The sequence below is a fragment of the Pseudomonas sp. MWU13-3659 genome (assembly GCF_023757525.1).
Classification (GTDB): domain Bacteria; phylum Pseudomonadota; class Gammaproteobacteria; order Pseudomonadales; family Pseudomonadaceae; genus Aquipseudomonas; species Aquipseudomonas entomophila_E.
In genome coordinates this window covers 184,130-207,695 of the sequence record NZ_JAMSHW010000003.1, presented here as the reverse complement: position 1 = coordinate 207,695, position 23,566 = coordinate 184,130, and the positions used below count along the sequence as shown (strand labels likewise).

The 23,566-nt window shown below is 66.0% G+C and carries 21 protein-coding genes; 11 read left to right on the top strand and 10 right to left on the bottom strand.

Annotated features, from left to right (window positions below; genetic code table 11):
- Nucleotides 1–346 precede the first annotated feature (346 nt).
- Together NGM28_RS05905 and cobF are read left to right on the top strand one after the other, a co-directional pair.
- On the top strand, nucleotides 347–1,636 hold the full coding sequence (locus tag NGM28_RS05905; RefSeq protein WP_252089106.1) for an OprD family porin: 1,290 nt from the start codon (nucleotides 347–349) through the stop codon (nucleotides 1,634–1,636).
- A 65-nt stretch (nucleotides 1,637–1,701) separates the two neighbouring features.
- Complete coding sequence (cobF, locus tag NGM28_RS05900; protein ID WP_252089104.1) at nucleotides 1,702–2,451, top strand: precorrin-6A synthase (deacetylating); 750 nt, start codon at nucleotides 1,702–1,704, stop codon at nucleotides 2,449–2,451.
- Nucleotides 2,452–2,559: 108 nt separating this feature from the next.
- On the opposite strand, the gene NGM28_RS05895 is transcribed toward cobF, so the two are convergent.
- Complete coding sequence (locus NGM28_RS05895) at nucleotides 2,560–2,910, bottom strand: response regulator (RefSeq protein WP_240067075.1); 351 nt, start codon at nucleotides 2,908–2,910, stop codon at nucleotides 2,560–2,562.
- Between the two features lie 255 nt (nucleotides 2,911–3,165).
- Here NGM28_RS05895 and NGM28_RS05890 point away from each other — a divergent pair, with 255 nt between their 5' ends.
- The 5 genes from NGM28_RS05890 to NGM28_RS05870 are packed head-to-tail and all read left to right on the top strand — an operon-like array spanning nucleotide 3,166 to nucleotide 9,676.
- A complete protein-coding gene (locus tag NGM28_RS05890; RefSeq protein WP_252089103.1) occupies nucleotides 3,166–6,636 on the top strand; it encodes a response regulator in 3,471 nt (1,156 codons plus the stop codon).
- 4 nt (nucleotides 6,637–6,640) lie between these two features.
- On the top strand, nucleotides 6,641–7,462 hold the full coding sequence (locus NGM28_RS05885) for a CheR family methyltransferase (RefSeq protein WP_213657252.1): 822 nt from the start codon (nucleotides 6,641–6,643) through the stop codon (nucleotides 7,460–7,462).
- Nucleotides 7,459–8,034, top strand: coding sequence for a chemotaxis protein CheB (locus NGM28_RS05880; RefSeq protein ID WP_240067077.1), 576 nt, complete (start codon nucleotides 7,459–7,461; stop codon nucleotides 8,032–8,034). The genes NGM28_RS05885 and NGM28_RS05880 overlap by 4 nt, the downstream gene beginning before the upstream one ends.
- Nucleotides 8,028–9,254 (top strand): hybrid sensor histidine kinase/response regulator, encoded by a 1,227-nt coding sequence (locus NGM28_RS05875; protein ID WP_240067078.1) that lies wholly within the window; start codon nucleotides 8,028–8,030, stop codon nucleotides 9,252–9,254. Before NGM28_RS05880 ends, NGM28_RS05875 begins: the two co-directional genes overlap by 7 nt.
- Nucleotides 9,255–9,298: 44 nt before the next feature.
- Entirely contained in the window at nucleotides 9,299–9,676 is a 378-nt protein-coding gene (locus tag NGM28_RS05870) for a response regulator (RefSeq protein WP_213657249.1), read from the top strand.
- A gap of 911 nt (nucleotides 9,677–10,587) precedes the next feature.
- Here the strand turns inward: NGM28_RS05870 and NGM28_RS05865 are convergent.
- The 3 genes from NGM28_RS05865 to NGM28_RS05855 are packed head-to-tail and all read right to left on the bottom strand — an operon-like array spanning nucleotide 10,588 to nucleotide 13,235.
- On the bottom strand, nucleotides 10,588–11,175 hold the full coding sequence (locus NGM28_RS05865) for a TetR/AcrR family transcriptional regulator (RefSeq protein ID WP_252089101.1): 588 nt from the start codon (nucleotides 11,173–11,175) through the stop codon (nucleotides 10,588–10,590).
- A gap of 12 nt (nucleotides 11,176–11,187) precedes the next feature.
- The gene (locus NGM28_RS05860; RefSeq protein ID WP_252089100.1) at nucleotides 11,188–12,036 is read right to left on the bottom strand and encodes a 3-hydroxybutyryl-CoA dehydrogenase; all 849 of its coding nucleotides are present in this window, start codon (nucleotides 12,034–12,036) and stop codon (nucleotides 11,188–11,190) included.
- 14 nt (nucleotides 12,037–12,050) lie between these two features.
- Nucleotides 12,051–13,235, bottom strand: coding sequence for an acetyl-CoA C-acyltransferase family protein (locus NGM28_RS05855; protein WP_252089099.1), 1,185 nt, complete (start codon nucleotides 13,233–13,235; stop codon nucleotides 12,051–12,053).
- A gap of 169 nt (nucleotides 13,236–13,404) precedes the next feature.
- On the opposite strand from NGM28_RS05855, the gene NGM28_RS05850 reads away from it, so the two are divergent.
- The gene (locus tag NGM28_RS05850; protein ID WP_240065780.1) at nucleotides 13,405–14,415 is read left to right on the top strand and encodes an AraC family transcriptional regulator; all 1,011 of its coding nucleotides are present in this window, start codon (nucleotides 13,405–13,407) and stop codon (nucleotides 14,413–14,415) included.
- Nucleotides 14,416–14,536: 121 nt separating this feature from the next.
- Here the strand turns inward: NGM28_RS05850 and NGM28_RS05845 are convergent, their stop codons facing one another.
- A complete protein-coding gene (locus tag NGM28_RS05845) occupies nucleotides 14,537–14,974 on the bottom strand; it encodes a carboxymuconolactone decarboxylase family protein (protein WP_240065779.1) in 438 nt (145 codons plus the stop codon).
- A 192-nt stretch (nucleotides 14,975–15,166) separates the two neighbouring features.
- Here NGM28_RS05845 and NGM28_RS05840 point away from each other — a divergent pair, with 192 nt between their 5' ends.
- Nucleotides 15,167–15,625 carry a nucleoside deaminase gene (locus NGM28_RS05840; protein ID WP_252089098.1) on the top strand — a complete coding sequence of 153 codons (459 nt, stop codon included), beginning with the start codon at nucleotides 15,167–15,169 and terminating at the stop codon, nucleotides 15,623–15,625.
- Nucleotides 15,622–16,818, top strand: a complete 1,197-nt coding sequence (locus NGM28_RS05835) for a CynX/NimT family MFS transporter (RefSeq protein WP_252089097.1) — start codon at nucleotides 15,622–15,624, stop codon at nucleotides 16,816–16,818. The genes NGM28_RS05840 and NGM28_RS05835 overlap by 4 nt, the downstream gene beginning before the upstream one ends.
- Here the strand turns inward: NGM28_RS05835 and pdxR are convergent.
- Both pdxR and NGM28_RS05825 read right to left on the bottom strand, forming a co-directional pair.
- A complete protein-coding gene (gene pdxR, locus NGM28_RS05830) occupies nucleotides 16,811–18,244 on the bottom strand; it encodes a MocR-like pyridoxine biosynthesis transcription factor PdxR (protein WP_252089096.1) in 1,434 nt (477 codons plus the stop codon). The two genes, NGM28_RS05835 and pdxR, sit on opposite strands and share 8 nt — an antisense overlap.
- Nucleotides 18,245–18,317: 73 nt before the next feature.
- Nucleotides 18,318–18,656 (bottom strand): hypothetical protein, encoded by a 339-nt coding sequence (locus NGM28_RS05825; RefSeq protein ID WP_240065775.1) that lies wholly within the window; start codon nucleotides 18,654–18,656, stop codon nucleotides 18,318–18,320.
- Nucleotides 18,657–18,902: 246 nt separating this feature from the next.
- Between NGM28_RS05825 and NGM28_RS05820 the strand changes: the two genes are divergently transcribed.
- On the top strand, nucleotides 18,903–19,484 hold the full coding sequence (locus NGM28_RS05820) for a flavin reductase family protein (RefSeq protein ID WP_240065774.1): 582 nt from the start codon (nucleotides 18,903–18,905) through the stop codon (nucleotides 19,482–19,484).
- A 122-nt stretch (nucleotides 19,485–19,606) separates the two neighbouring features.
- Here NGM28_RS05820 and glcF read toward each other — a convergent pair whose 3' ends face one another.
- Genes glcF through glcD form a run of 3 tightly spaced genes read right to left on the bottom strand, consistent with a single transcriptional unit; the run spans nucleotide 19,607 to nucleotide 23,397 of the window.
- Nucleotides 19,607–20,836 carry a glycolate oxidase subunit GlcF gene (gene glcF / locus NGM28_RS05815; RefSeq protein WP_252089095.1) on the bottom strand — a complete coding sequence of 410 codons (1,230 nt, stop codon included), beginning with the start codon at nucleotides 20,834–20,836 and terminating at the stop codon, nucleotides 19,607–19,609.
- A gap of 9 nt (nucleotides 20,837–20,845) precedes the next feature.
- Entirely contained in the window at nucleotides 20,846–21,898 is a 1,053-nt protein-coding gene (gene glcE / locus NGM28_RS05810; RefSeq protein ID WP_252089093.1) for a glycolate oxidase subunit GlcE, read from the bottom strand.
- Complete coding sequence (glcD, locus tag NGM28_RS05805) at nucleotides 21,898–23,397, bottom strand: glycolate oxidase subunit GlcD (RefSeq protein ID WP_252089369.1); 1,500 nt, start codon at nucleotides 23,395–23,397, stop codon at nucleotides 21,898–21,900. The genes glcE and glcD overlap by 1 nt, the downstream gene beginning before the upstream one ends.
- Nucleotides 23,398–23,566 lie beyond the last annotated feature (169 nt).

The window sequence follows — 23,566 nt, the reverse complement described above, 5'->3', positions numbered from 1 at the left end:
TGTTAAGTCTGCCGTGGCATGACGTGACGAACATGAAGATTGTATTGAACGTTGGCCACGCGGGGGGGACTGCTGTTCGCTGTCAGTGAGTGTAGTAGTGCCGGACGGGGTGGTAAACAGCAAACTTTCAATCAATTAGCCGGGAACTTTGCCGGTTTCCTGCACGTTATTCGAAAATGCCCGGACCCGCCCCGCCAGGCCGTTCTAGACCATGGTCCAATGGCCTGCCCTAGAGGCGTTGGTGCAAAATCCAAGATGATGGTCGAAGTCTGTTCGGTCGTCCCGTAGTGCCGATGCAGGTGACTGCTCGGATTGTTTTCTGCCCCTCTTTTGGATGTTCCCTCGCATGTTTGCCCCCTTTCCCCTCGCCCCTGGGCGCCGAGTTGCCGGCCTGTTCTTCCTGTGTGCCGGTGTCAACGCCCAGGCCGCCGGTTTCATTGAAGACAGCAGTGCCAAGGTCGAAGCACGCAATGTCTATTTCAACCGGGATTTCCGTGACGGCCACAGCAGTTCCAGCCAGGGCGCGTCAAAGCGTGAGGAGTGGGCGCAGGGGTTCATCCTCAATGTCCAGTCCGGTTATACCCAGGGCCCGGTAGGTTTCGGCGTGGATGCGCTGGGGATGCTCGGTTACAAGTTGGACTCGAGCCCGGCCGACAGTAACAGCGGTTTGTTGCCGTCCTCCGGCCATAACCCCCGTCATTCCGTCGACCAGTACGCCAAGATGGGTATCGCCGGCAAGGTGAAGTATTCGCAGACCGTGTTCAAGTACGGTTCGATGATGCCCGATGTGCCGCTGCTCAAGTACAACGACGGCCGCCTGTTGCCGACCATGTTCCATGGCGCCTGGTTGACCTCCGAGGAAGTGCGCGACCTGAAGTTCACCCTGGCGCGCCTGAACCAGTACACCGCGCGGGATTCCACCGACCGCCAGGATATCCGCGTCCATTGCAAGAACAAGCGCTACGCCTGTGATATCGAGGCCGACCACTTCGACCTCGCCGGTGTCGACTACCGCTTCAATGACCGTGTCAGCGCCCAGTACCAGGTGTCGAAGCTGGAGAACATCTATCGCCAGCACTTCCTCGGCCTGGTCGCCAGCCAGCCGCTGGATGTCGGCACCTTGTCGGCCGACCTGCGGGTGATCAAGAGCGATGACATCGGCAATGCCCGTGCCGGGCATATCGACCACCGTGCGTTCAGCGGCATGCTGGGCTACAGCCTGGGTGGGCACAAGATCAGCGCCGGCTGGCAGCGCATGTTCGGCGACAGCGCCATGCCGTACCTCGACGGCACCAACCCGTACCTGGTCAACTACGCCCAGGTCAACGATTTCGCCGCCGCCCAGGAACGTTCCTGGCAACTGCGCTACGACTATGACTTCAAGGCCCTGGGTGTGCCTGGCCTGACCTTCTTCACCCGCTACATCAACGGCGACAACATCAAGGTCCCGGGCAGCCAGGCCGAAGGCAAGGAATGGGAACGCGACAGCGAACTCAAGTACCAGGTGCAAAGCGGCACGTTCAAGGATGTCAGTGTGCGCCTGCGCAACTCCACCTACCGCAGCAACTACGAGAAGTGGGCGCGTGACATGGACGAGACTCGCGTTATCGTCAGCTACAACTTCTCGATCTTCTAACGCCAGCTTTGCCAAATACCGGTGGCCGGCCGACAATGGCTGCCGGCATTCAGGCAGGGCAGGCGATGAAACAGTTGCTACTGATCGGCATCGGGCCGGGCGATCCTCGCCAGGTCACCTTCGAAGCCGTGGAGGCGCTGCAGCGCGCCACGGTGTTCTTCGTGCTCGACAAGGGCGCCGACAAGGGGGCCTTGCTGCAACTGCGCAAGGCCATCCTCGAGCGCTACCTGCCCGAGGGGGGCTATCGCCTGGTACAGGTCGAGGATCCCCGGCGTGACGGGCAGGCCGCCGACTATGTCGGTGCCGTGCAGGATTGGCACGCCGAGCGCGCGGCGCTGTATGCCCGGCTGATCGAAGACGAGTTGGGCGCCGATGACATCGGCGCCTTCCTGCTCTGGGGCGAGCCTGGCTTGTATGACAGCACCTTGCGCATCCTCGACCTGGTCCGTCAGCGTGGCGTGGCGCTCAATCTCCAGGTCATTCCTGGCATCAGCAGCGTGCAGGCCCTGGCGGCCCGGCACCAAATTCCTCTCAACCGAATCGGCGAGCCGTTGACCGTGCTGCCAGGACGGCGCCTGGGCGAACAGCCAACGATCGACAATGTGGTGGTGATGCTCGACGGGGCGTGCGCGTTTGCCGCGCTGGAGGATCCGCAACTGGTGATCTACTGGGGCGCCTACCTGGGCACGGCGGACGAGGTTCTGGTGGCGGGGCCCTTGCAGAAGGTCAAGGCGCGCATCCTCGAAGTGCGCGAGGCGGCGCGGCGGCGCAAGGGCTGGATCATGGATACCTACCTGCTGCGGCGGGAGCTGTGAGCGGTGTTTTTTCGGCGGTGGCCCATTCGCCGGCAAGCCGACTCCTACAGGGCCGGCGCAGTATCTGTAGGAGCCGGCTTGCCGGCGAACTGGGCAGCCATGGATGGCTCAAGCAGCCCCCAGTATCTCCACTACCTTGTCCCGCAACTGGTCGATGCTGAACGGCTTGCCGATCAGGTGCATGCCCTCGGGCACCTGGACGCTTTCGGCATAGCCACTGGCGAACAGCACTGGCAGCAATGGCCGAACCTGGCGTGCCTTGCCAGCCAGTTCCTCGCCGCGCATGTCTGGCAGGCCGACATCGGTCATCAGCAGCGCCAGGGGCTGGCCCGGGTCTTCGAGAATCGTCAAGGCCGCGGCGGCGCAATCCGCCTCGATCGCCTTGTAGCCCAGCTCGTCGAGCACTTCGACTATCAGCATGCGTACGATGTCGTCGTCTTCGACTACCAGAAGGTGCATGGCGTGGATCCTGTTTCGATGGATTGTCTCTACTCTGTGCCCACGGCAACGGCAGAAGTTCCCAAGCTTACCGACCTGCGTAAATAGATGGAACGATTGGCGAACAGCGCCTTCAAATACTGGCTAAATGCCCTGCCAGATCCGCCAAAGCTGGTTAGACTCGCTGTATCAACCCGGTCGGTGTAGCGCAGGGCAAGCCATACATGACGTCGCCGCCACACTGTTCAATGGACTTTCTCGCTCGGGCACACTCAGATGATTCAAGCAGCCTCGATGGACCAACGCAGCTTTCGCAAGTTGTTGAGCCGTAATGTCGGCCTGCCCCTGGGCGTGGGGCTTCTGGGTGCCGTGGCCTTTGTCGCGGTGATCAACTACCTGCTCTCGGCCATGCAATGGGTCGAGCACACCGACCGGGTGATCGGCAACGCCAACGAAACGGTCAAGCTGTCGATCGACATGGAAACCGGCATGCGCGGTTATCTGCTGTCGGGCGAGGAGCGCTTCCTCGACCCGTACGAGGTGGCCAAACCGCGTATTTTCGGCAGCCTCGAAGGCTTGAAGGCGATGGTGGCGGACAACCCCCAGCAGGTCGACCGTATCGATCGCATTGCTGCCTTACAGCGCGAATGGAACAATTTCGGCAGCGAAATGATCAACCTGCGCCGCAGCCAGGGTGACTATCAGGGCTTGATCGGCCGGGGCCGTGGCAAACGTATTACCGACGAAATCCGCAAGGAGTTCGACGCCTTCATCGGCACCGAACAGCAACTGCGCATGGCGCGCAACGAGAAGGTCAGCAGCGTCACGGTAACCGCCATCTCGGCGTTCGTGCTGTTCATCGTCGCGCTCAGCGCCTTGCTTGCCTACCTGGGGCGGCGTGACCTGTTGGCGCTCTCATCGAGTTATGTCGAAAACCTGCAAGGCCAGCAGCGTGCGGCGGAGCGCCTGGAACACCAGGCCTGGCTGCGTGCCGGCCAGACCCAACTGGCTGAACAGGTGCTTGGCCAGCTCACCCTGCCGATGCTCGGCGACAACATCCTGCGCTTCTTCGCCAGCTACCTCGGCAGCGTGGTCGGCGCCGTGTATGTGCGTGACGAGCACGGCAAACTGGTACGGGTGGCCTGTTATGGCCTGGACGCCGATCAGCAAGCCCGCGATCAGGTGCTGGGCGAGCACGCCGGCCTGTTGGCCCAGGCCCTGCGCCAGGGGCGCCTGTTGCGCCTGGACGACCTGCCCGAGGACTACTACCGATTGAGCTCCGGCCTGGGTAGCGGCCTGCCGCGCAGCGGCGTGCTGATGCCTGCCTTCGATGATGGACAGATCAATGGCGTGCTGGAACTGGGCTTCCTGCGCCCGCTGCAGGAGCGCGACCAGGAGTTGCTGGAGCGTATTGGCAGCAACCTCGGCATCTCCATCGAAAGCGCCCGTTACCGCCAGCGCCTGCAGGAGGTGCTGGCCGAAACGCAGCAACTCAACGAAGAGCTGCAGGTCCAGCAGGAAGAGCTCAAGACCGCCAACGAAGAGCTGGAAGAGCAGTCCCGCGTGCTCAAGGAGTCCCAGGCCCACCTGGAGACCCAGCAGGCGGAACTGGAGCAGACCAACGAGCAATTGGCCGAGCGCACCGAGGCCCTGGACCGCAAGAACGGCGAGCTGAACCAGGCCCAGGTCGAATTGCAGGCCCGCGCCGACGACCTGCAGCGTTCGAGCAAGTACAAGTCCGAATTCCTCGCCAACATGTCCCACGAGCTGCGCACGCCGCTCAACAGTTCGCTGATCCTGGCCAAGCTGCTGTCCGAGAACGCCGAGGGCAACCTCAGCGACGACCAGGTCAAGTTCGCCGAATCGATCTATTCGGCCGGCAACGACCTGCTCAACCTGATCAACGACATCCTCGACATCGCCAAGGTCGAGGCCGGCAAGCTTGAGGTGCGCCCCGAGAGCACCTCGCTGGAGCGCCTGGCCGAAGGCCTGCAGGGCATGTTCCAGCCCCTGGCCCAGGACAAGGGCCTGGACTTCGAAGTGCGCCTGGAGGCACCCCTGCCGCCGGCGGTGCACACCGATCGCCAGCGCCTGGAGCAGGTACTGAAGAACCTGTTGTCCAACGCCATCAAGTTCACCGAGCGCGGCAAGGTGAGCCTGGGTATCAGCCACCAGGCGGGGCTGGGCATCGTCTTCGCCGTGCGCGACACCGGCATCGGTATCGCCGCCGACCAGCAGCAGGCGATCTTCGGCGCCTTCCACCAGGTCGACGGCACCAGCAACCGCAAGTACGGCGGCACCGGCCTGGGCCTGTCGATCTCCCGCGACCTGGCGCACTTGCTCGGCGGCCAGATCAGCGTCGACAGCAGCCCGGGGCAGGGCAGCGTGTTCAGCCTGATCCTGCCGGTGCATTTCGAACCGAGCGTGGAGCACAGCAATGAGGTCCACAGCCTGCGTTCGACGGTCGATGCGCTGCCGCCGGCGCCCCAGGCCCCGGCCCCGGCCAGGACCGAGCGGCCAGCCCCGGCCTTCGCCGACGACCGCGCGCGCGCGCCGTTCGGCAATCGCTGCATCCTGGTGATCGAGGACGAACCGAACTTCGCCCGCATCCTCTACGACCTGGCCCACGAGCTGGGCTACAGCTGCCTGGTGGCCCAGGCCGCCGACGAAGGCTTCGAGCTGGCCGCCCAGTACATGCCCGACGCGATCCTGCTGGACATGCGCCTGCCCGACCACTCCGGGCTCACGGTGCTGCAGCGCCTCAAGGAGCAGGCCAGCACCCGGCATATCCCGGTGCACATCATTTCGGTGGAGGACCGCGTCGAGGCGGCCATGCACATGGGCGCGGTGGGCTACGCGGTCAAGCCCACCAGCCGCGAGGAACTCAAGGCGGTGTTCGCCCGCCTGGAGGCGAAGCTGACGCAGAAGCTCAAGCACATCCTGCTGGTGGAGGACGATGACCTGCAGCGCGACAGCATCGCCCGCCTGATCGGCGACGACGATGTCGAGATCACCGCCGTGGCCATGGCCCAGGACGCCCTGGCGCTGCTGCGCGAGAACATCTACGACTGCATGATCATCGACCTCAAGTTGCCCGACATGCTCGGCAACGAGCTGCTCAAGCGCATGACCGCCGAGGATATCCGCAGCTTCCCGCCGGTGATCGTCTACACCGGGCGCAACCTCACCCGCGAGGAGGAGGCCGACCTGCTCAAGTACTCGCGCTCGATCATCATCAAGGGCGCGCGCTCGCCGGAGCGCCTGCTCGACGAAGTCACGCTGTTCCTGCACAAGGTCGAGTCGCAGCTGTCCAACGAACGCCAGCGTATGCTCAAGACCGCGCGCAGCCGTGACAAGGTGTTCGAGGGGCGCAAGATCCTGCTGGTGGACGACGACGTGCGCAATATCTTCGCCCTCACCAGCGCCCTGGAGCACAAGGGCGCCATCGTCGAGATCGGCCGCAACGGCCGCGAGGCGCTGGAGTGCCTGGAGGCCAACGACGACATCGACCTGGTGCTGATGGACGTGATGATGCCGGAGATGGACGGCTACGAGGCCACCCGGCTGATCCGCCAGCAGCCGCGCTGGCGCAAGCTGCCGATCATCGCCGTGACCGCCAAGGCGATGAAGGACGACCAGCAGCGTTGCCTGCAGGCTGGGGCCAACGACTACCTGGCCAAACCGATCGACCTGGACCGCCTGTTCTCGCTGATCCGGGTCTGGCTGCCGCAATTGGAGCGAATCTGAAATCTTGACCAGTGAACGCAACACCGATATCGAGATCCGGCTGCTGATCGAGGCGATCTACCTCAAGTACAGCTACGATTTTCGCGATTATTCCGGCGCTTCGATCAAGCGCCGGATCCTCCACGCCGTGCGCCAGTTCGACTGCCGCACGGTGTCGGCGCTGCAGGAGCGGGTGCTGCACGACCCGGGCATGTTCATGGAGCTGCTGCAGTACCTGACGATTCCGGTCAGCGAGATGTTCCGCGACCCAGGGCATTTTCTCGCCCTGCGCCAAGAGGTGGTGCCGCTGCTGCGCACCTGGCCGTCGCTGAAGCTCTGGATCGCCGGTTGCAGCACGGGCGAGGAGGTGTACTCCATGGCCATCCTGCTGCGCGAGGAAGGGCTGCTGGAGCGCACGATCATCTACGCCACCGACATCAACCCGCATTCGCTGGAACGCGCCAAGCAGGGCATCTACTCGATGCAGAGCATGCACGAGTATGCGCAGAACTACCGCAAGGCGGGTGGGCGCCGGGACTTTTCCGAGTACTACACCGCCGCCTACGGCAACGCCATCATGGACAGCAGCCTGCGCGACAATGTGACCTTCGCCGACCACAGCCTGGCCACCGACAGCGTGTTTTCCGAGACGCAACTGGTGTCGTGCCGCAATGTGCTGATCTATTTCAACAAGGGCCTGCAGGACCGCGCCCTGGGGCTGTTCCACGACTCGCTGTGCCATCGCGGTTTCCTGGTGCTGGGCAGCAAGGAGTCGGTGGATTTCTCCGCCTATGGCGAACGTTTCGAGCCGTTGGTGCGGCCCGAACGGATCTATCGCAAGTCATGAGTGGCGTGCGCGCGGTGGTCATCGGCGCCTCGGCGGGCGGCGTCACGGCGTTGTTCAGCGTGCTCGGCGCGTTGCCGGACAGCTTCGCCATCCCGGTGTTGTGCGTGCTGCACCTGCCGGACGACCGCCACAGCCAGTTGGCGGAAGTGCTGCAGCGGCGCCTGCGTCGGCCGGTGCGCGAAGCCGTCGACAAGGCCATCATCGAGGCCGGTTTCATCTATGTGGCCGGGCCGGGCTATCACCTGTCGGTGGAGCGCGATTTCACCCTGTCGCTCAGCCAGGAGGAGCCGGTGCATTTCTCGCGACCGGCGATCGACTACCTGTTCGAGTCGGCGGCGGACGCCTACGGCCCGGGCCTGCTCGGCGTGCTGCTCACCGGGGCCAATGAAGATGGTGCCCGGGGGCTGTTGCGCATCAGACAAAGCGGTGGCCGGACCGTGGTCCAGGACCCCCGCGACGCACAGGTCGCGCTGATGCCGGAGGCCGCCCTGGCCCTGCAGCAGCCCGACCATATACTTTCCCTGAGTGGTATCGGGCAGTTGCTCGCGACCCTGGAACCCAGCGCATGCTAAGCCATATCACCGCGAAACTGCTGATCGTCGACGACCTGCCGGAGAACCTGCTGGCCCTCGACGCCCTGATCCAGGGCGCGGACCGCGAGGTGCACCAGGCGCAGTCTGCCGAGCAGGCATTGTCGCTGCTGCTCGAGCATGAGTTCGCCCTGGCGATACTCGACGTGCAGATGCCGGGCATGAATGGCTTCGAACTGGCCGAGCTGATGCGCGGCATGGAAAAGACCCGCAGCATCCCCATCGTGTTCGTCAGCGCCGCCGGGCGCGAGATGAACTACGCCTTCAAGGGTTATGAGAGCGGGGCGGTGGACTTCCTGCACAAGCCCCTCGACACCCTGGCGGTGAAGAGCAAGGTCTCGGTGTTCGTCGACCTGTTCCGCCAGCGCAAGGCCCTCGACCGCCAGCTCCAGGCGCTGGAGCGCAGTCGTGAGGAGCAGGCGCAGTTGCTGGCGCAGTTGCAGGTGGCGCGTGGTGAACTGGAGCGGGCGGTGCGCATGCGCGATGACTTCATGTCGATCGTCTCCCATGAAGTGCGCACACCGCTCAATGGTTTGATTCTCGAGACCCAGCTGCGGCGCATGCACCTTTCCCGGGGCAACCTGGGGGCGTTCAGCGAGGAGAAACTCGCAGCGATGGTCGAGCGCGACGAGCGGCAGATCAACAGCCTGATCCGGTTGGTGGAGGACATGCTCGATGTGTCGCGGATCCGCACCGGCAAGCTGTCGATCCGGCCCAAGGCTTTCGATCTTGGGCAACTGGTGCAGGGCTTGGTCGAGAACTTCGCTGCACAGGCCGGGGCCTTGGAGACGCATATCGAACTGGAGCGTTGCCAGGCTTTGCAGGGGGAGTGGGACGAGTTCCGTATCGAGCAGGTGCTGGCCAACCTGCTGTCCAACGCCCTGCGCTATGGCGAGCGTAAGCCGGTGCGGGTGCGGGTGTACGAAGAGGGCGCGATGGCCTGTGTGCAAGTGCAGGATGCGGGCATTGGCATCAGTGCGCAGCACCAGCAGCGGATCTTCCAGCAGTTCGAGCGGGTGGCGGCGCAGCAGGCCACCGGCGGGCTGGGGCTGGGGCTGTATATCTCCGAGCAGATCGTGCTGGCCCATGGCGGGCGGATCCAGGTCGATAGCGAGGAGGGGCACGGGGCTACGTTCAGTGTCTATCTGCCGCTGCCGGCGGTGCAGTGCCAAAGCGACCAGACGCAGGCAACCTCTGCGTAGGGTTGGGGTCTGATGGCTATCGTGCTGAATGCGAAGGCGTTGTCATGAGTGAAGATGCGCAAGACGTGGTGTTGGTGGTCGAGGATGAGCCGGCGATTCGCATGATCCTGCGGGATTACCTGGCGGGCGAGGGGTATCACGTGCTGGTGGCCGAGGATGGCGAACAGGCATTCGCGATCCTGGCGAGCAAGCCGCACCTGGACCTGATGGTGACCGACTTTAGGTTGCCTGGGGGGATATCGGGGGTGGAGATTGCCGAGCCGGCGGTGAAGTTGAGGCCTGATCTGAAGGTGATTTTCATCAGTGGGTATCCGGCGGAGATTCTTGAATCGGGGAGCCCGATTGCGCGGCGGGCGCCGATTCTGGCCAAGCCGTTTGACCTGGATACGTTGCGGGAGGAGATTCAGGGGTTGTTGCGGTAGGGCGTGTTTTTGTGAATTGTGGTGTTGGTTAGTTGGTTAGTTGGTTTTTGAATTGTGGACATATCCATTTGCTATGTAGACGCTGATTCACCATTCCGCCCTTACGGCGGGTTACTTTGGTCTTAACTCGCCGTCCGCGGCCAAAGTAACCAAAGCCGCTCGCTCCATCATACGGCCCCTACGCTTCGCTTCGGGGTCCCTTCGCTCCGGCGCCTTCCAGGCCCGCGCGGCCTACGACTTGCTGCGCAAGTCTACATCTCGCGCCTTCGGCTACGCCGAAGGGTGCTGCGCACCTGGCCCTCCAGACGCCTGCGCTCAGCCTCCTGAAGTCGCGAAGTTACGGGCGGCGCCTGGGCTGGCGCAGCTGTCGCTAGCTGCTAATTCGTGGCCTGGAGCACGCATTCGCCGGCAAAGCCGGCTCCTACCGAATGGTGTACGCCGCACCATTGTAGGAGCCGGCTTTGCCGGCGAACCAATCGCACAAACGACACGTTCATCACGGCATTACATAGCTATAAAACTTTCCGCTCTTTGCTCTTTGCTCTTTGCTTCTGCGAGCGCGCAGCGCCTCGCCCGGCTTTTGATCTTGATGCGCGATAGTTCAGGCGCCGCCCATTGCGACTTCAGGAGGCCGAGCGGAGTTCTTGCGTAGTGGGGCGACGGCCATGGATGGCCGTCGAGCGCTGCGCCCCAGGATGGGGCGTTCAGCGCGGTACCCACGGGAGCAAGAACGGAGCGAGGGAACCCCGGAGCGAAGCGCAGGGGCCGGATGATGGAGCCGACGGCTTTGGTTACTTTGGCCACGACCAAAGTAACCCGCCGTAAGGGCGGAAAGGTGAGTCAGCGTCACCATCGCCAATGGATATGCCCACCACACCCAAAACCCACACTCTGAAAGCCGAAGCCGAAGCCTACCCCAACGTCCGCTCCACAGCCCCCACCACCAGACTCTCCATCAACCCAACCCCTTCAGCTTCGCCCAGCCCTTTCCCCCGCAACATCCCAGGCAACTGGTTCAACAACGTCGCCAGCACATGCCCGGTCGCCGTAAGCGCATCCCCGGCCAACCGCGCCTGTGGCGCAATCAACCGCAAGAGCCCGGCCTCATAGCGCTCCCGCAACCCGACCAGCCGCATCTGCTGCACCTCACTCAAACAGCAGAAATCCCGCTCCGCCAGGCGAAACTGCAACGGCCGTTCCCCATGCAACTGCCAGTGCGCGCTGATCAGGCAGCCGAGCACCGGCTTGCCCCGGGCCAGTGCCCGCCGGCCCTGGTCGAGGGTCGCCTGCAACTCCTCGTACAACTCCTCGATCAGGTCGTACAGCAGGTCCTGCTTGCTCGGGAAATGGTGATACAGCGACCCCGCGGTCAACCCCACGTGCGCCGCCAGCTCGCGCATGCTGACCTGGCCGAAGCCTTTCTCGGCGAACAACGCCATCGCCTTGTCACGCCGCTCCTCAAAGTTGGCGCAGCGCATCGCCGCATTGACCGGGGGCATAGCGTACGCGCCTCAGTAGGTGAAGAAGCCGCGGCCGCTCTTGCGCCCGAGGTAACCGGCCGCAACCATCTCCTTGAGCAACGGGGCGGGGCGGTACTTGCTGTCGTTGAAGCCCTCGTGGAAGGCCTCCATGATCGCCAGCAGGGTGTCCAGGCCGACCAGGTCGGCCAGGGCCAGCGGGCCGATCGGCTGGTTGCAGCCCAGGCGCATGCCGGTGTCGATGTCCTCGGCGCTGGCCAGCCCCTCCTGGCGCACGAAGATCGCTTCATTGATCATCGGCACCAGGATGCGGTTGACCACGAAGCCCGGGCGGTTGCCCGCGGTGATCGGGCTCTTGCCGAGCTTTTCGGTGACCAGCAGCGCCTGGGCGTAAGTGGCGTCGCTGGTCTGCAGGCCGCGGATAATCTCCACCAGCGCCATCATCGGCACCGGGTTGAAGAAGTGCACACCGATGAACCGCTGCGGGTGCTCGATGCTCGCCGCCAGCTGGGTGACCGACAGCGACGAGGTGTTGGTGGCGATCAGGCACTCGGCACTGACATTGGCCGCCACCTGCTGGAGAATCCGCTGCTTGAGCGGCAGGTTCTCGGTGGCCGCCTCGATCACCAGTTGCGCGCCGGCGAGCTGGGCGTAGTCGGTGCTGGTGCGGATACGTGCCTTGGCTGCCTCGGCCTTGGCTGCCTCGACGGTACCCTTGCTGACCTGGCGCTCGAGGTTCTTCCCGAGCGTGCTCACGCCACGCTCCAGCGCGGCGTCGGAAACGTCCACCAGCAACACCTGGTAGCCTGCCAGCGCGCACACCTGGGCAATACCGTTGCCCATGGTCCCGGCGCCGATCACGGCGATCTGTTCAATGTTCACGTTGCGGGCTCCTGTCACACGCGTTCGAAGACGATGGCGATGCCTTGGCCGCCACCGATGCACATGGTGGCCAGGGCGTAGCGGCCCTGGACACGCTGCAGTTCATGGATCGCCTTGGTGGCGATGATCGCGCCGGTGGCGCCCACCGGGTGGCCGAGGGAAATGCCCGAGCCGTTGGGGTTGACCTTCTCCGGGTCGAAGCCAAGGGCGCGGGACACGGCGCAGGCCTGGGAGGCGAAGGCCTCGTTCGACTCGATCACGTCGAGGTCGGACACTTTCAGGCCGGCCTTCTGCAGCACCTTTTGCGTGGCCGGGATCGGGCCCAGGCCCATCAGCTCAGGCTCCACGCCGGCATGGGCATAGGCCACCAGGCGCGCCAGGGGCTTGAGGCCCAGGCGGCGCACAGCGTCGCCAGTGGCCAGCACCAGGCCGGCGGCGCCGTCGTTGATGCTGCTGGCGTTGCCGGCGGTGACGCTGCCATCCTTCTTGAACACCGGCTTCATGCCGGCCAGTTGCTCGGCGGTCACCTCGCCGCGCACGTTCTCGTCGACGGCGAACTGCACGGGGCCTTTGCGGGTCTTGATCTCGATCGGCACGATCTGCCCGGCGAAACGGCCCTCGGCGATGGCACGGGCGGCACGGCGCTGGCTGGTCAGCGCGACTTCGTCCTGCATCTCGCGGGTGATGCCTTCGGCGGCGGCGACGTTTTCGGCGGTGATGCCCATGTGGAAGTGCTCGAACGGATCCTGCAACACGCCAACCAGGTAGTCGACGCCTTGCAGGTCACCCATGCGCGCGCCCCAGCGGGCCTGGGGCAGCAGGTACGGGCTGCGGCTCATGTTCTCGGCACCGGCGGCCAGGGCGATGTCGCTGTCGCCCAGCAGCAGGCCCTGGGCGGCCGAGACGATGGCCTGCAGGCCCGAACCGCACAGGCGGTTGACGTTGAAGGCCGGGACTTCCTTGGGTACCCCGGCGTTCATCGAGGCGACCCGGCCCAGGTAGGCGTCGCGGGGCTCGGTGGGGATCACCGTACCCATCACCACATGGCCGATCTGCTCGGCGCTCACGCCCGAGCGCTCGATGGCGGCGCGGCTCACCTGGGTGGCGAGGTCGGCCAGGGGCAGGTCCTTGAGCGAACCGCCAAAGCTGCCAATGGCCGAACGTACCGCGCTGACGACGTAGATTTCTGTGCTGCTCATGCTGGCTCCGTATGCGAAGGCGTGGCGGGGCCGGGGCGGCTCTGCGAGAATGGCGGCCCAACACCCGGGGTGGATCGAGTCTAGGCAAAGGCCTTCAGGCGGCCTATGCCGGATCTGTTCAGTCAACCTGGCATTTTTTGCCACTCAGCATAGACAGCGGATGCCTGCCATGCGCGATAGCGATTCGGTCGCGGTGTACTTCCTCAATGCCATGGTCCACGCCCTGCGCGACCGCCCGCAGGCGCGCGACGCCCACCTGCGGGCGGTGGGCATCGACCCGGCGGTGCTGGCGCAGCCCCAGGCACGGGTGCCGGCCAAGGCCTTCGCCCAGTTGTGGTTGGCGCTGATCGATGAGTTGCACGACGAGTTCTTCCGCCTCGACAGCCATGGCATGCCCCTGGGCAGCTTCGCCCTGATCTGCCGCGGGCTGATCCAGGAACCGAACCTGGAGAAAGCCCTGCGCCAATGCCTGGGCAATTTCGCCCTGTTCCTGCGCGACCTGCAGGGCACGCTCACGGTGCGCGGCGCGCGCGCGGTGATCAGCGTGCACGCGAGCATCGACGACCCGCTGACGCGCAGCTACGCCGAAGAGACCTTCCTGGTACTGGTGGTGGGCCTGTTGTGCTGGCTGGCCGGGCGGCGTATCGCCATCGACCGCACCGAACTCGCCTTGGCCCGGCCGGCCCAGGACGACGATGCCTTGCTGTGGGGGCCGGACCTGCGCCTGGGCAGTGGCCGCACCGAGGTGGAGTTCGACAGCGCCTGGCTGCGCTTGCCGGTGATGCAGGACCTGGCGGCCCTGAAGACCTTCCTGCGCAGTGCGCCGCAAGGGTTGGTGATCCGCTTTCGCAACCAGAACGGCCTGGTCGCCGAGGTGTATCGCCACTTGCGTGCCCGGCATTACGGGCAGTGGCCGACGCTCGACGCCATGGCCGAACGCCAGCGGCTCAGCGCCAGCAGTTTCCGCCGGCAGTTGGAAAGGGAAGGGCGTTCGTACCAGCAGATCAAGGACGAGGTGCGCCGGGCCATGGCCTTCGAGCTGCTGCGCGAAGGCTGCCTGAGCATTGCCGAGATCGCCGAGCAGACCGGGTTCCAGGAACCCAGCGCGTTTCACCGGGCGTTCAAGAAGTGGACCGGGCAAAGCCCGGGGAGCTACCGGGCGAAGCTCAAACCGGCCTGACCCGTTCCTGTAGGCGCGGCTTTAGCCGCGATGCGGGCGACGCGCTGCCTGGCACCCGCTTGGCGGGTGATCGCGGCTGAAGCCGCTCCTACAGAGGTCGCACCCGATCAACGGGGCACGATCAGGCCGGAACCATCGCAAAGCCCACGCCGAAGCGGTTCCAGGCGTTGATGGTGGCGATGGCCAGGGTCAGGTTGGCGATCTCCTTGGGCTCGAAATGCGCCAGCAATGCCTCGTACTCAGGCTGCGGCGCGCCACGCTCGGGCAGGCGGGTCAGGCTTTCCAGCCAGGCCAGCGCGGCACGCTCGCGTGGGGTGAAGTAGCGGGTCTCCCGCCATACGCTCAGGGTTTGCAGGCGGGCTTCGGTCTCGCCGGCCTTGCGCGCATCGTTGGCATGCAGGTTGACGCAGTAGGCGCAGCCGTTGATCTGCGAGGCGCGCAGGCGCACCAGCTCAAGCAGCGAGTGTTCCAGGCCCGAATTGATCAGCGCCTGTTCGAGGCCGACCATGGCTTTGTAGGCTTCGGGGGCGTGCTTGGCCCATTCGATACGGTCGTGCATGGCGTTTCTCCAAGTGTGTAGGGATGGCGCTACCTTAACGCCACCGCAGGCAGCGCCGAATAGCCAATCCCGCGCTTTGCCAGGAGGCCAATGCGCACATTCAGGTGGCCACTGACCGGCATCCAATCTCTTCATTTCAGCCCGCGCGCCGCAGCCGGGATAATGCCCGGGTCTTTACCGGAGAACCGATTCATGTCCGCAGAAACCTACATGCGCGAGGCCCTCGACCTGGCCCGTGCCAATATCCAGGCCGGCGGCCGCCCCTTCGGCGCCGTGCTGGTGCATCAAGGCCAGGTGATCGCCCGCGCCGTCAACGAGATCCACAGCACCCAGGACCCGACCAACCACGCCGAGATGCAGGCCATCCGCCAGGCGTCCCAGGTGCTGGGGCGAGCGCGCCTGGACGGCGCTGAAATCTATGCCAGCGGCCACCCGTGCCCGATGTGCCTGGCGGCGATGCACCTGTGCGGCATCGAGCGGGCCTGGTTCGCCTACGACAACGAGGAGGGCGAGCCCTACGGGCTGTCCACCGCCGCAATCTACGCGCAGATGGCGCGCCCGCCACAGCAGCAGAGCCTGCCGCTGCGACCACTCAAGCCGGCAGGCGAAGCGGACCTGTACCTTGAATGGAAGCAGGCTGGCCAGGTATGAGGGCAGCACTGAACCTGATGCTGGTCATGCTGCTGGCGCTGAACCTGCGACCGATCCTCACCAGCATCGGCCCGTTGCTCGAACCCATGCGCCAGGGCACTGGCCTGGGCTACCAGCAGGCGGCGCTGCTGACCGCGCTGCCGGTGCTGTGCATGGGCTTGGTGCCCCTGCTGCAACCCTGGTTGCGGCGCTGGTTGAGCGAGCATGGTGGCATGCTCGCGGGCCTCGCGGCCATCACCGTCGCCTGCCTGTGGCGCCTGCAACTGGACAGCGCCTGGGCGCTGATCGCCAGCGCCGTGGTCGCCGGCCTGGGCGTGGCGGTGGTGCAGGGCATGATGCCGGGCCTGGTGAACCGCTGGTTCCCCACCCGTCTGGCGGCGACCATGGGCCTGTATTCGGCGGCGTTGATGAGCGGTGGCGGCCTGGCAGCGGTGCTTGGCCCAGGGATCAGCGCGCATTTCGGGCACTGGCAGGCCGGCCTGGGTGTCTGGGCATTGCCCGCTGTACTGGCGCTGCTCGCCTGGAGCGCACTGCGCCCCCGCCAGGAGGCTCCCGCGCTGGCCGGTGCTGGTGGCGGGCACTGGTTCGGCAACCGCCGTGCCTGGCTGCTGGCGCTGTACTTCGGCCTGATCAACGGTGGCTACACCAGCATGGTGGCCTGGTTGCCGGCCTATCACCTGGAACATGGCGGCACGGCCCAGGGCGGCGGTGAACTGGTGGGGTTGATGACCATTTTCCAGGTCGCCGGCGCGCTTGGTTTGCCTTTGGCGCTGCGCCGCCTGGTCGATCGCCGGCCCGGGCTTTGGCTGGCACTGACGATCCAGTTGTGTGGCTTCCTCGGGCTGTTGCTGGCCCCCGCCAGCGCCATGGGCCTGTGGGTGGCGATGATCGGCCTGGGCCTGGGGGCGTGCTTCAGCCTCAGCCTCACGCTGACCCTGGAGCACCTGCGAACCCCGGCCGAAGCCGGCAGCCTGGCGGCCTTCGTGCAGGGCGTGGGGTTCATCGTCACCGGCATCGTGCCGTACATCACCGGTTGGCTGCGGGACATCAGTGGCGACTTCCAGGCGTCCTGGACCCTGCTCACCTGCACCGTGCTGGCCATGCTGCTGGTGACCGCGTGCTTCGCCCCGCGTGGTTACGCCAGGGCCATCGCTCGCGCTGAAGGGGCGGGCGCGGTGACTGCGGTCAACTGAGGCGCTGCAAGGTGTCGCGCACCCGGTCCAGCGCCGGGTCAATGTCCAGCAGTTCGATGGCGCCAAAGCCCAGCAGCAGCCCCGGGCGCACCGGGGCTTGGCTGAAGAACGGCGCCAGCGAGTAGATCCCCACTTCCACCTTGCGCGCCAGGTTGACCAGCAGTTCGACGTCCACGCCGGGGCTGGCCAGGGCGCTCAAGTGAAAGCCGGCGCTGGCCGGCACCGCGCTGAACCACGGCGCCAGGTCGTCGCCCAGGCGGTCGAGGATGCGCTCGCGGCGGGCGCTGTAGATCTCGTGGCAGCGGCGGATGTGCTTGTTCAGGTGGCCCTCGCCGATGAACCGGGCCAGGGCCCACTGCTGTAGGCTCGGGCTGTGCCAGTCGGTCAGGTGCTTGGCCACGCAGGCGGCCTGTAGCACGGCGGGCGGCAGCACGGCATAACCCAGGCGCAGCTCGGGCAGCAGGGTCTTGGAGAAGGTGCCGACATAGGCCACCAGGCCGTGCCGATCCATGCGTTGCAAGGCTTCGGCGGCCGGGCCCTGGTAGCGGAACTCGCAGTCGTAGTCGTCCTCGATGATGAGTGCGCCCAGTTCGGCGGCCCGGGCCAGCAAAGCCTGGCGCCGTTGTTCACCCATGGGCATGCCCAGCGGGAACTGGTGCGACGGGGTGACGTAGATCAATTGCGTGCCATCCTCGATCTGCTCGACGCACAAGCCTTCATCATCCACCGGCACCGACTGCAGGCGGGCGCCGAGGGCCAGGAACAGCTGGCGCGCCGGCGGGTAGCCCGGGTCCTCCATCGCCACCTTGCAGCCAGGCTCCACCAGCACCCGGGCGATCAGGTCCAGGGCCTGCTGGGCGCCATTGCACACCATCACGTCGGCGGCGCTGCACTGCACGCCGCGAGCGAAGGCGATGTGGTGGGCGATGGCCTCGCGCAGCTCAGGCAGCCCTTGAGGTGTGAAGTGGCGTTCGGTATGGCGTTGGCTGCGGCGCAGGGCGTACTGCATGCAGCTGCGCCACTGGTCGTAGGGGAACTGTGCCTTGCTCGATGCACCGCCGACGAAGTCGTAGCGCGACGGTGCCTCCAGTGCCCGGCGGCCCAGCACCGTGGCGCGCTGGCGCCAGCGCTCGAGCGAGCCTGCGGCCGCCAGGGGCACGGCTTCTGTGTCGCTTGGGCGGATGGGCTGGCGCGGGGTGATGAAGGTGCCGCGGCCGACCACGCCGCTGAGCAGGTTGTCGTAGGTCAGCCGTGAATAGGCTTCGGCCACGGTCTTGCGCGAGACACCCAGTTGCTCGGCCAGCAGGCGCGTGGGCGGCAGCTGCGTGCCGGCGGCCAGGTGGCCACTGTCGATGCCGGCACGCAGTTGCTGGTAAAGCTGGTCGGCAAGGCCTTTGCGGCCTTCGAGGCGGATATGCAGTTCCATCGGGGGTAGGTCCGAAGCGCGGGGATGTCCAAGCTTCGGGGTTCACGGCGCAAGCCGCAAGAGGGCCGGGTGTTCAGAACCTGGCGGCGCTGACGGTGATGTAGCCCTTCTGTGGCAGGGCGATGCGGATCACCGTTTCGTCGGCGGGCGCCTTGCGCTTCTGCCTGATGCACACGCCATCGATCGCGGCGTCGCGCATGCGCGCCGGGATGGCGCGGCCATGAGGGTCGAAGAAGGCCTCGCTGGCCAGCAGTTCGACGCGCTCGATCAGTTGCCGGGTGTGTTCATCGGTGGCGCAGAAGAAGCGCACACCGGACAGGTGCGGGTTGTCATCGGGGTTGCTGACTTCGTGGGCCATGAGCTGGCGTAGGGTGTGGCGCAGTTCGCGGGTGGGCTGGTCGTGTCTGGGCATGGTCTGGCCTCGTCTGGAAAGGGCTGGCCGTCGAGTGGCCGTAACGTCTCCAGGTCGGATGATGGTGTCGCCCATGGGGGGCGGCAATTACGAAGCGTCCGTGATCGCAGTAGGAAGTTTCCTAAATTACAAGCAGGCCTGTGCTCGACGCCTTGATCCGCGTCAGCTCGGCACGACGCTGGTGGCCAGGTGCGGGCGTGCTGCACAATCGCACTTTCGCTGTTGCTCATTGCCGAGGTCAGCCCCATGAACAGCCACTTCCAGCCCGTCGACCTGAAAAAGGCCTACCGCTTGCTCAACCATGGGCCGACCGTGCTGGTCTCGGCCAGCCACGGCGGTGTCGACAACGTCATGGCCGCCGCCTGGGCCTGCGCCCTGGATTTCGATCCGCCCAAGGTGACCGTGGTCCTCGACAAGGCCACCCGCACCCGCCAACTGGTGGAGGGCAGTGGCTGGTTCGTGTTGCAGGTGCCCAATGCCGCCCAGGCCCGGCTCACGCACCAGGTGGGCAACCACAGCCTGCTCGACCAGCCTGACAAGCTGGCGCGCCTGGGTGTCGGGCTGGCCCGGGTCGACGGCTACCCGGCGCCGTTGGTGAACGGTTGCTCGGCCTGGCTGATGTGCCGAGTGATCGATGAGCCGCACAACCAGCAGGTGTACGACCTGTTCATTGGCGAGGTGGTCGCGGCCTGGGCCGACGACCGCGTGTTCCGTGATGGGCACTGGGCCTATGAGCATGCCGACCCCGAGTGGCGCAGCCTGCATTACGTGGCGGGTGGGCATTTCTATGCCATTGGTGAGCCACTGGTGATCGACCAGGGGGAATGAGTGTCATGGTCGGCTGGCTTGGCGCGACCTCTGTAGGAGCGGCTTTAGCCGCGATGCAGGCGATGCAGGTACCAGGCACCGCGTCGCCTGCATCGCGGCTGAAGCCGCTCCTACAGGCCTCCTTACAGTACCTTCGGGGCGAGGGCGGCCTCGACGATTTCGATCCAGTGCCGCACGGGCGTGCGCCCGGCACCGTCCAGGTGCAGTTGGCAGCCGATATTGGCAGTGGCGATGACCTCGGGGTTGCCGCTTTCCAGGGCATTGAGGCGGTTGTCGCGCAGTTGGCGTGACAGCACCGGCTGGGTCAGCGAATAGGTGCCCGCCGAACCGCAGCACAGGTGGCCGTCGGGCACGGGCGTGAGGTGGAAACCGAGGCGGGTCAACAGGCTTTCTACCGCGCCACCCAGCTTGAGGGCGTGCTGCAGGGTGCAAGGGCAGTGGAAGGCCAGGCGCTGTTCGGCGCACAGGCCCAGGCGCTCCAGTGGCTCGGCCTGCAGCAGTTGCACCAGGTCGCGAGACAGCGCGCTGACACGCGCCGCCTTGGCGGCATAACGCGGGTCCCTCTCCAGCAGGTGCCCGTAGTCGCGCACAAAGGCGCCGCAGCCGCTGGCGGTCTGCACGATGGCTTCGGCGCCGGCTTCGATGGCGGGCCACCAGGCGTCGATATTGTCCCGGGCGCGTTGCAAACCCTGTGCCTGGGCGTCCAGGTGATAGTCCACCGCACCGCAGCAACCGGCCTCGCGGGCGGGCTCTACGCTGATGCCCAAGCGGTCGAGCAGGCGCGCGGCGGCAGCGTTGGTGTTGGGCGACAGGGCCTGCTGGACGCAGCCTTCGAGCAGCAGCACGCGGCGGCTGTGGCGCAAGAGTGGGCGTTGCCTTGGCGCATCGATCACGGCGGGCAGCTTGGCCTTGAGCTCGGCTGGCAGTAGCGGGCGCAAGGCCTGGCCGGCGCGCACCAGCACCTTGAGCGCGGCCGGGCGAGGCACCACTGCGCGCAGCGCGCCACGTAACAGGCGCTGGCCGATGGGGCGTGGCACCTGCTGGTCGACCACGGCGCGGCCGATATCGAGCAGGTCGTGGTACTTCACTCCGGACGGGCAGGTCGTCTCGCAGTTGCGGCAGCTCAGGCAGCGATCCAGGTGCAGCTGCGTGCTGGCGGTGACCGGCTCGCCTTCGAGCACCTGCTTGATCAGGTAGATGCGCCCACGCGGCCCGTCCAGCTCGTCGCCGAGCAACTGATAGGTGGGGCAGGTGGCCGTGCAGAAGCCGCAGTGCACGCAGCTGCGCAGGATGCTTTCGGCTTCTTCGCCACGGGGCAGTTGCCGGGCGGCGTCGCTCAGGTGGGTTTGCATGGCGCGGCCTCACAGGTCCGGGTACAGGCGCCCAGGGTTGAAGAGCCCCCGGGGGTCGAGTTGCCGTTTCAGCGCCTGGTGGTAGCGCATCAATGCCGCGGGCAGCGGGGCGGCACTGTCGTCACCGGGGGTGTAGGCGGTGGCATGGCCGCCGAACCGCGCTACCTGAGCGCGAATGAACGCCGCCGGCGCATCCGACGTCAACCAGCGCTGGGCGCCGGCCCAGTCGAGCAGTTGCGGCCCGGGCAGCTCGAATTCGGGCGTGGCGTTGGGCAGCGACAGCCGCCAGAGCGGTGCCGAGTCCTGGAAGAATGCCAGGCGTTGTTCGCGCAGGTCGCTCCAGAAACCATTGTTCACCTCATCGCCGCCCAGGCGCTCACGGGCCGAGCGCACCGAACCTTCGCCACCTTCCAGGCGCAGGTAGAGCGCCTCGCCATCATGGCAGGCAGCGCTGATCGGCAATGGCTGCTGACCCCATTCGGCCAGTTCTGTCAAGGCCTGAGGCACGGGCATTTCCAGGCGCAGGCTGAGGCATTGTCGAGGGCGGGGCAGCACCTTCAGCGACACTTCGGTGATCAGCCCGAGGCAGCCGAAACTGCCGGCCATCAGGCGCGAGACATCGAAGCCTGCGACGTTCTTCATCACCTCGCCGCCAAAACGCAGCAGCTTGCCGTGGCCAGTGATCAGGCGCGTGCCCAGTACGTGGTCGCGTACCGCGCCGGCCCAGGGGCGCCGAGGCCCCGACAGGCCCGCCGCGAGCATGCCGCCGAGGGTGGCGTGGGGCCCCAGGTGCGGGGGTTCGCAGGGCAGCATCTGCCCGGCCGCCTGCAAGGTGGCCTCGATGTCTTGCAGCGGCGTGCCGGCACGGGCGGTCAGCACCAGCTCGGTTGGGTCATAGCTGACGATGCCACGGTGGTTGCGGGTATCGATCACTTCGCCGTCGACCGGGCGACCGAGCCTGGATTTGCTGTTGCCCCCCTGGATGCGCAGCGCGGTGCCCTGGCTCAGTGCCTGGTTGACCTGCGCCAGCAGGTCCTGGCTGATGTCGCGGTCCCTGCTCATCAAAACCGCTCCAGGTCGGGGAAGGGCAGTTGCCCGTGGTGCACGTGCAGGGCGCCGAACTCGGCGCAGCGGTGCAGGGTGGGGATGTTCTTGCCGGGGTTGAGCAGGCCACGGGGGTCGAAGGCCGCCTTGACCCCCTGGAACAGGGTGATTTCATCGGCGTTGAACTGTGCGCACATCTGGTTGATCTTCTCGCGGCCCACGCCATGCTCGCCGGTGATGCTGCCGCCCACCGCCACGCACAGTTCAAGGATCCGGCCACCGAGGGCCTCAGCCCGCTCCAGCTCGCCGGGCAGGTTGGCGTCGAACAGGATCAGCGGGTGCATGTTGCCGTCGCCGGCGTGGAACACGTTGGCCACCCGCAACCCATATTCGCTGGAGAGCGCGGCGATGCCTTGCAGCACCTTGGGCAGTTCGCGGCGCGGGATGGTGCCGTCCATGCAGTAATAGTCCGGCGAAATCCGGCCCACCGCGGGGAAGGCGTTCTTGCGCCCGGCCCAGAAGCGCACGCGTTCGGCTTCGTCGCAGGCCAGGCGCACCTCGCGGGCGCCGGCGGCGCGCAGCACGGCGTCGACCCGGGCACAGTCGTCCTGCACGTCGGCCTCGACGCCGTCCAGCTCGCACAGCAGGATTGCCGCGGCGTCCACCGGGTAGCCGGCGTGGATGAAGTCTTCGGCGGCGCGGATCGCCAGGTTGTCCATCATCTCCAGGCCACCGGGGATGATCCCGGCGCCGATGATTTCGGCTACCGCCCGGCCGGCCTGGCCGACATCGTCGAAACTGGCCAGCAGCACCCGCGCTACCTGCGGCCTGGGCAGCAGCTTGACGGTCACTTCGGTGACGATGCCGAGCAGGCCTTCTGAACCGGTGAACAGCGCCAGCAGGTCGAAACCCGGGCTGTCCAGGGTGTCGCCGCCGAGCACCAGGCGCTCGCCTTCGACCGTGAGGATCTCGACCTTGAGCAGGTTGTGCACGGTCAGGCCGTACTTCAGGCAGTGCACGCCCCCGGCGTTTTCCGCCACATTGCCGCCGATCGAACAGGCGATCTGCGAGGACGGGTCGGGGGCGTAGTACAGCCCGAACGGCGCCGCCGCCTGGGAGATCGCCAGGTTGCGCACGCCCGGCTGGAGGCGGGCGAAGCGGCCCTGGGGGTTGATTTCGAGAATGCGGTTGAAGCGCGCCATCACCAGCAGGATGCCCTGGCTCAGGGGCAGCGCGCCACCGGACAGGCCAGTGCCGGCGCCGCGTGCCACCACCGGCACGCCGCGCTGGTGGCACAGGCGCAATAGGGCCTGCACCTGGTCGAGGCGTTCGGGTAGCGCCACCAGCAGCGGCAGCGTGCGGTAGGCCGAGAGGCCGTCGCACTCGTAGGGCTTGAGGTCTTCGACGCGGTGGAGGATGTCCAGGTCGGGCAGGGCGGTGCGCAGGGCGGCCAGTAGCGCGGCCTTGTCCACGCTGGGCATTGGCCCGTCGATGCGCTCGTCGTAGAGGATGTTCATGGGGTCGCTCGGTGGCTTCTTGTTGTTGTCCAGCATCCCAGCAGCCTGGGCGCGAAAAGCGATTTCGTCGAGTCTTGAATCCATTAGCACGTACGGGCCCTGTAGGAGCCAGCTTTGCTGGCGAAAGGCGCTACGCGGTGTTGGCAGGCAAGGCTACGCCTTGCATTCG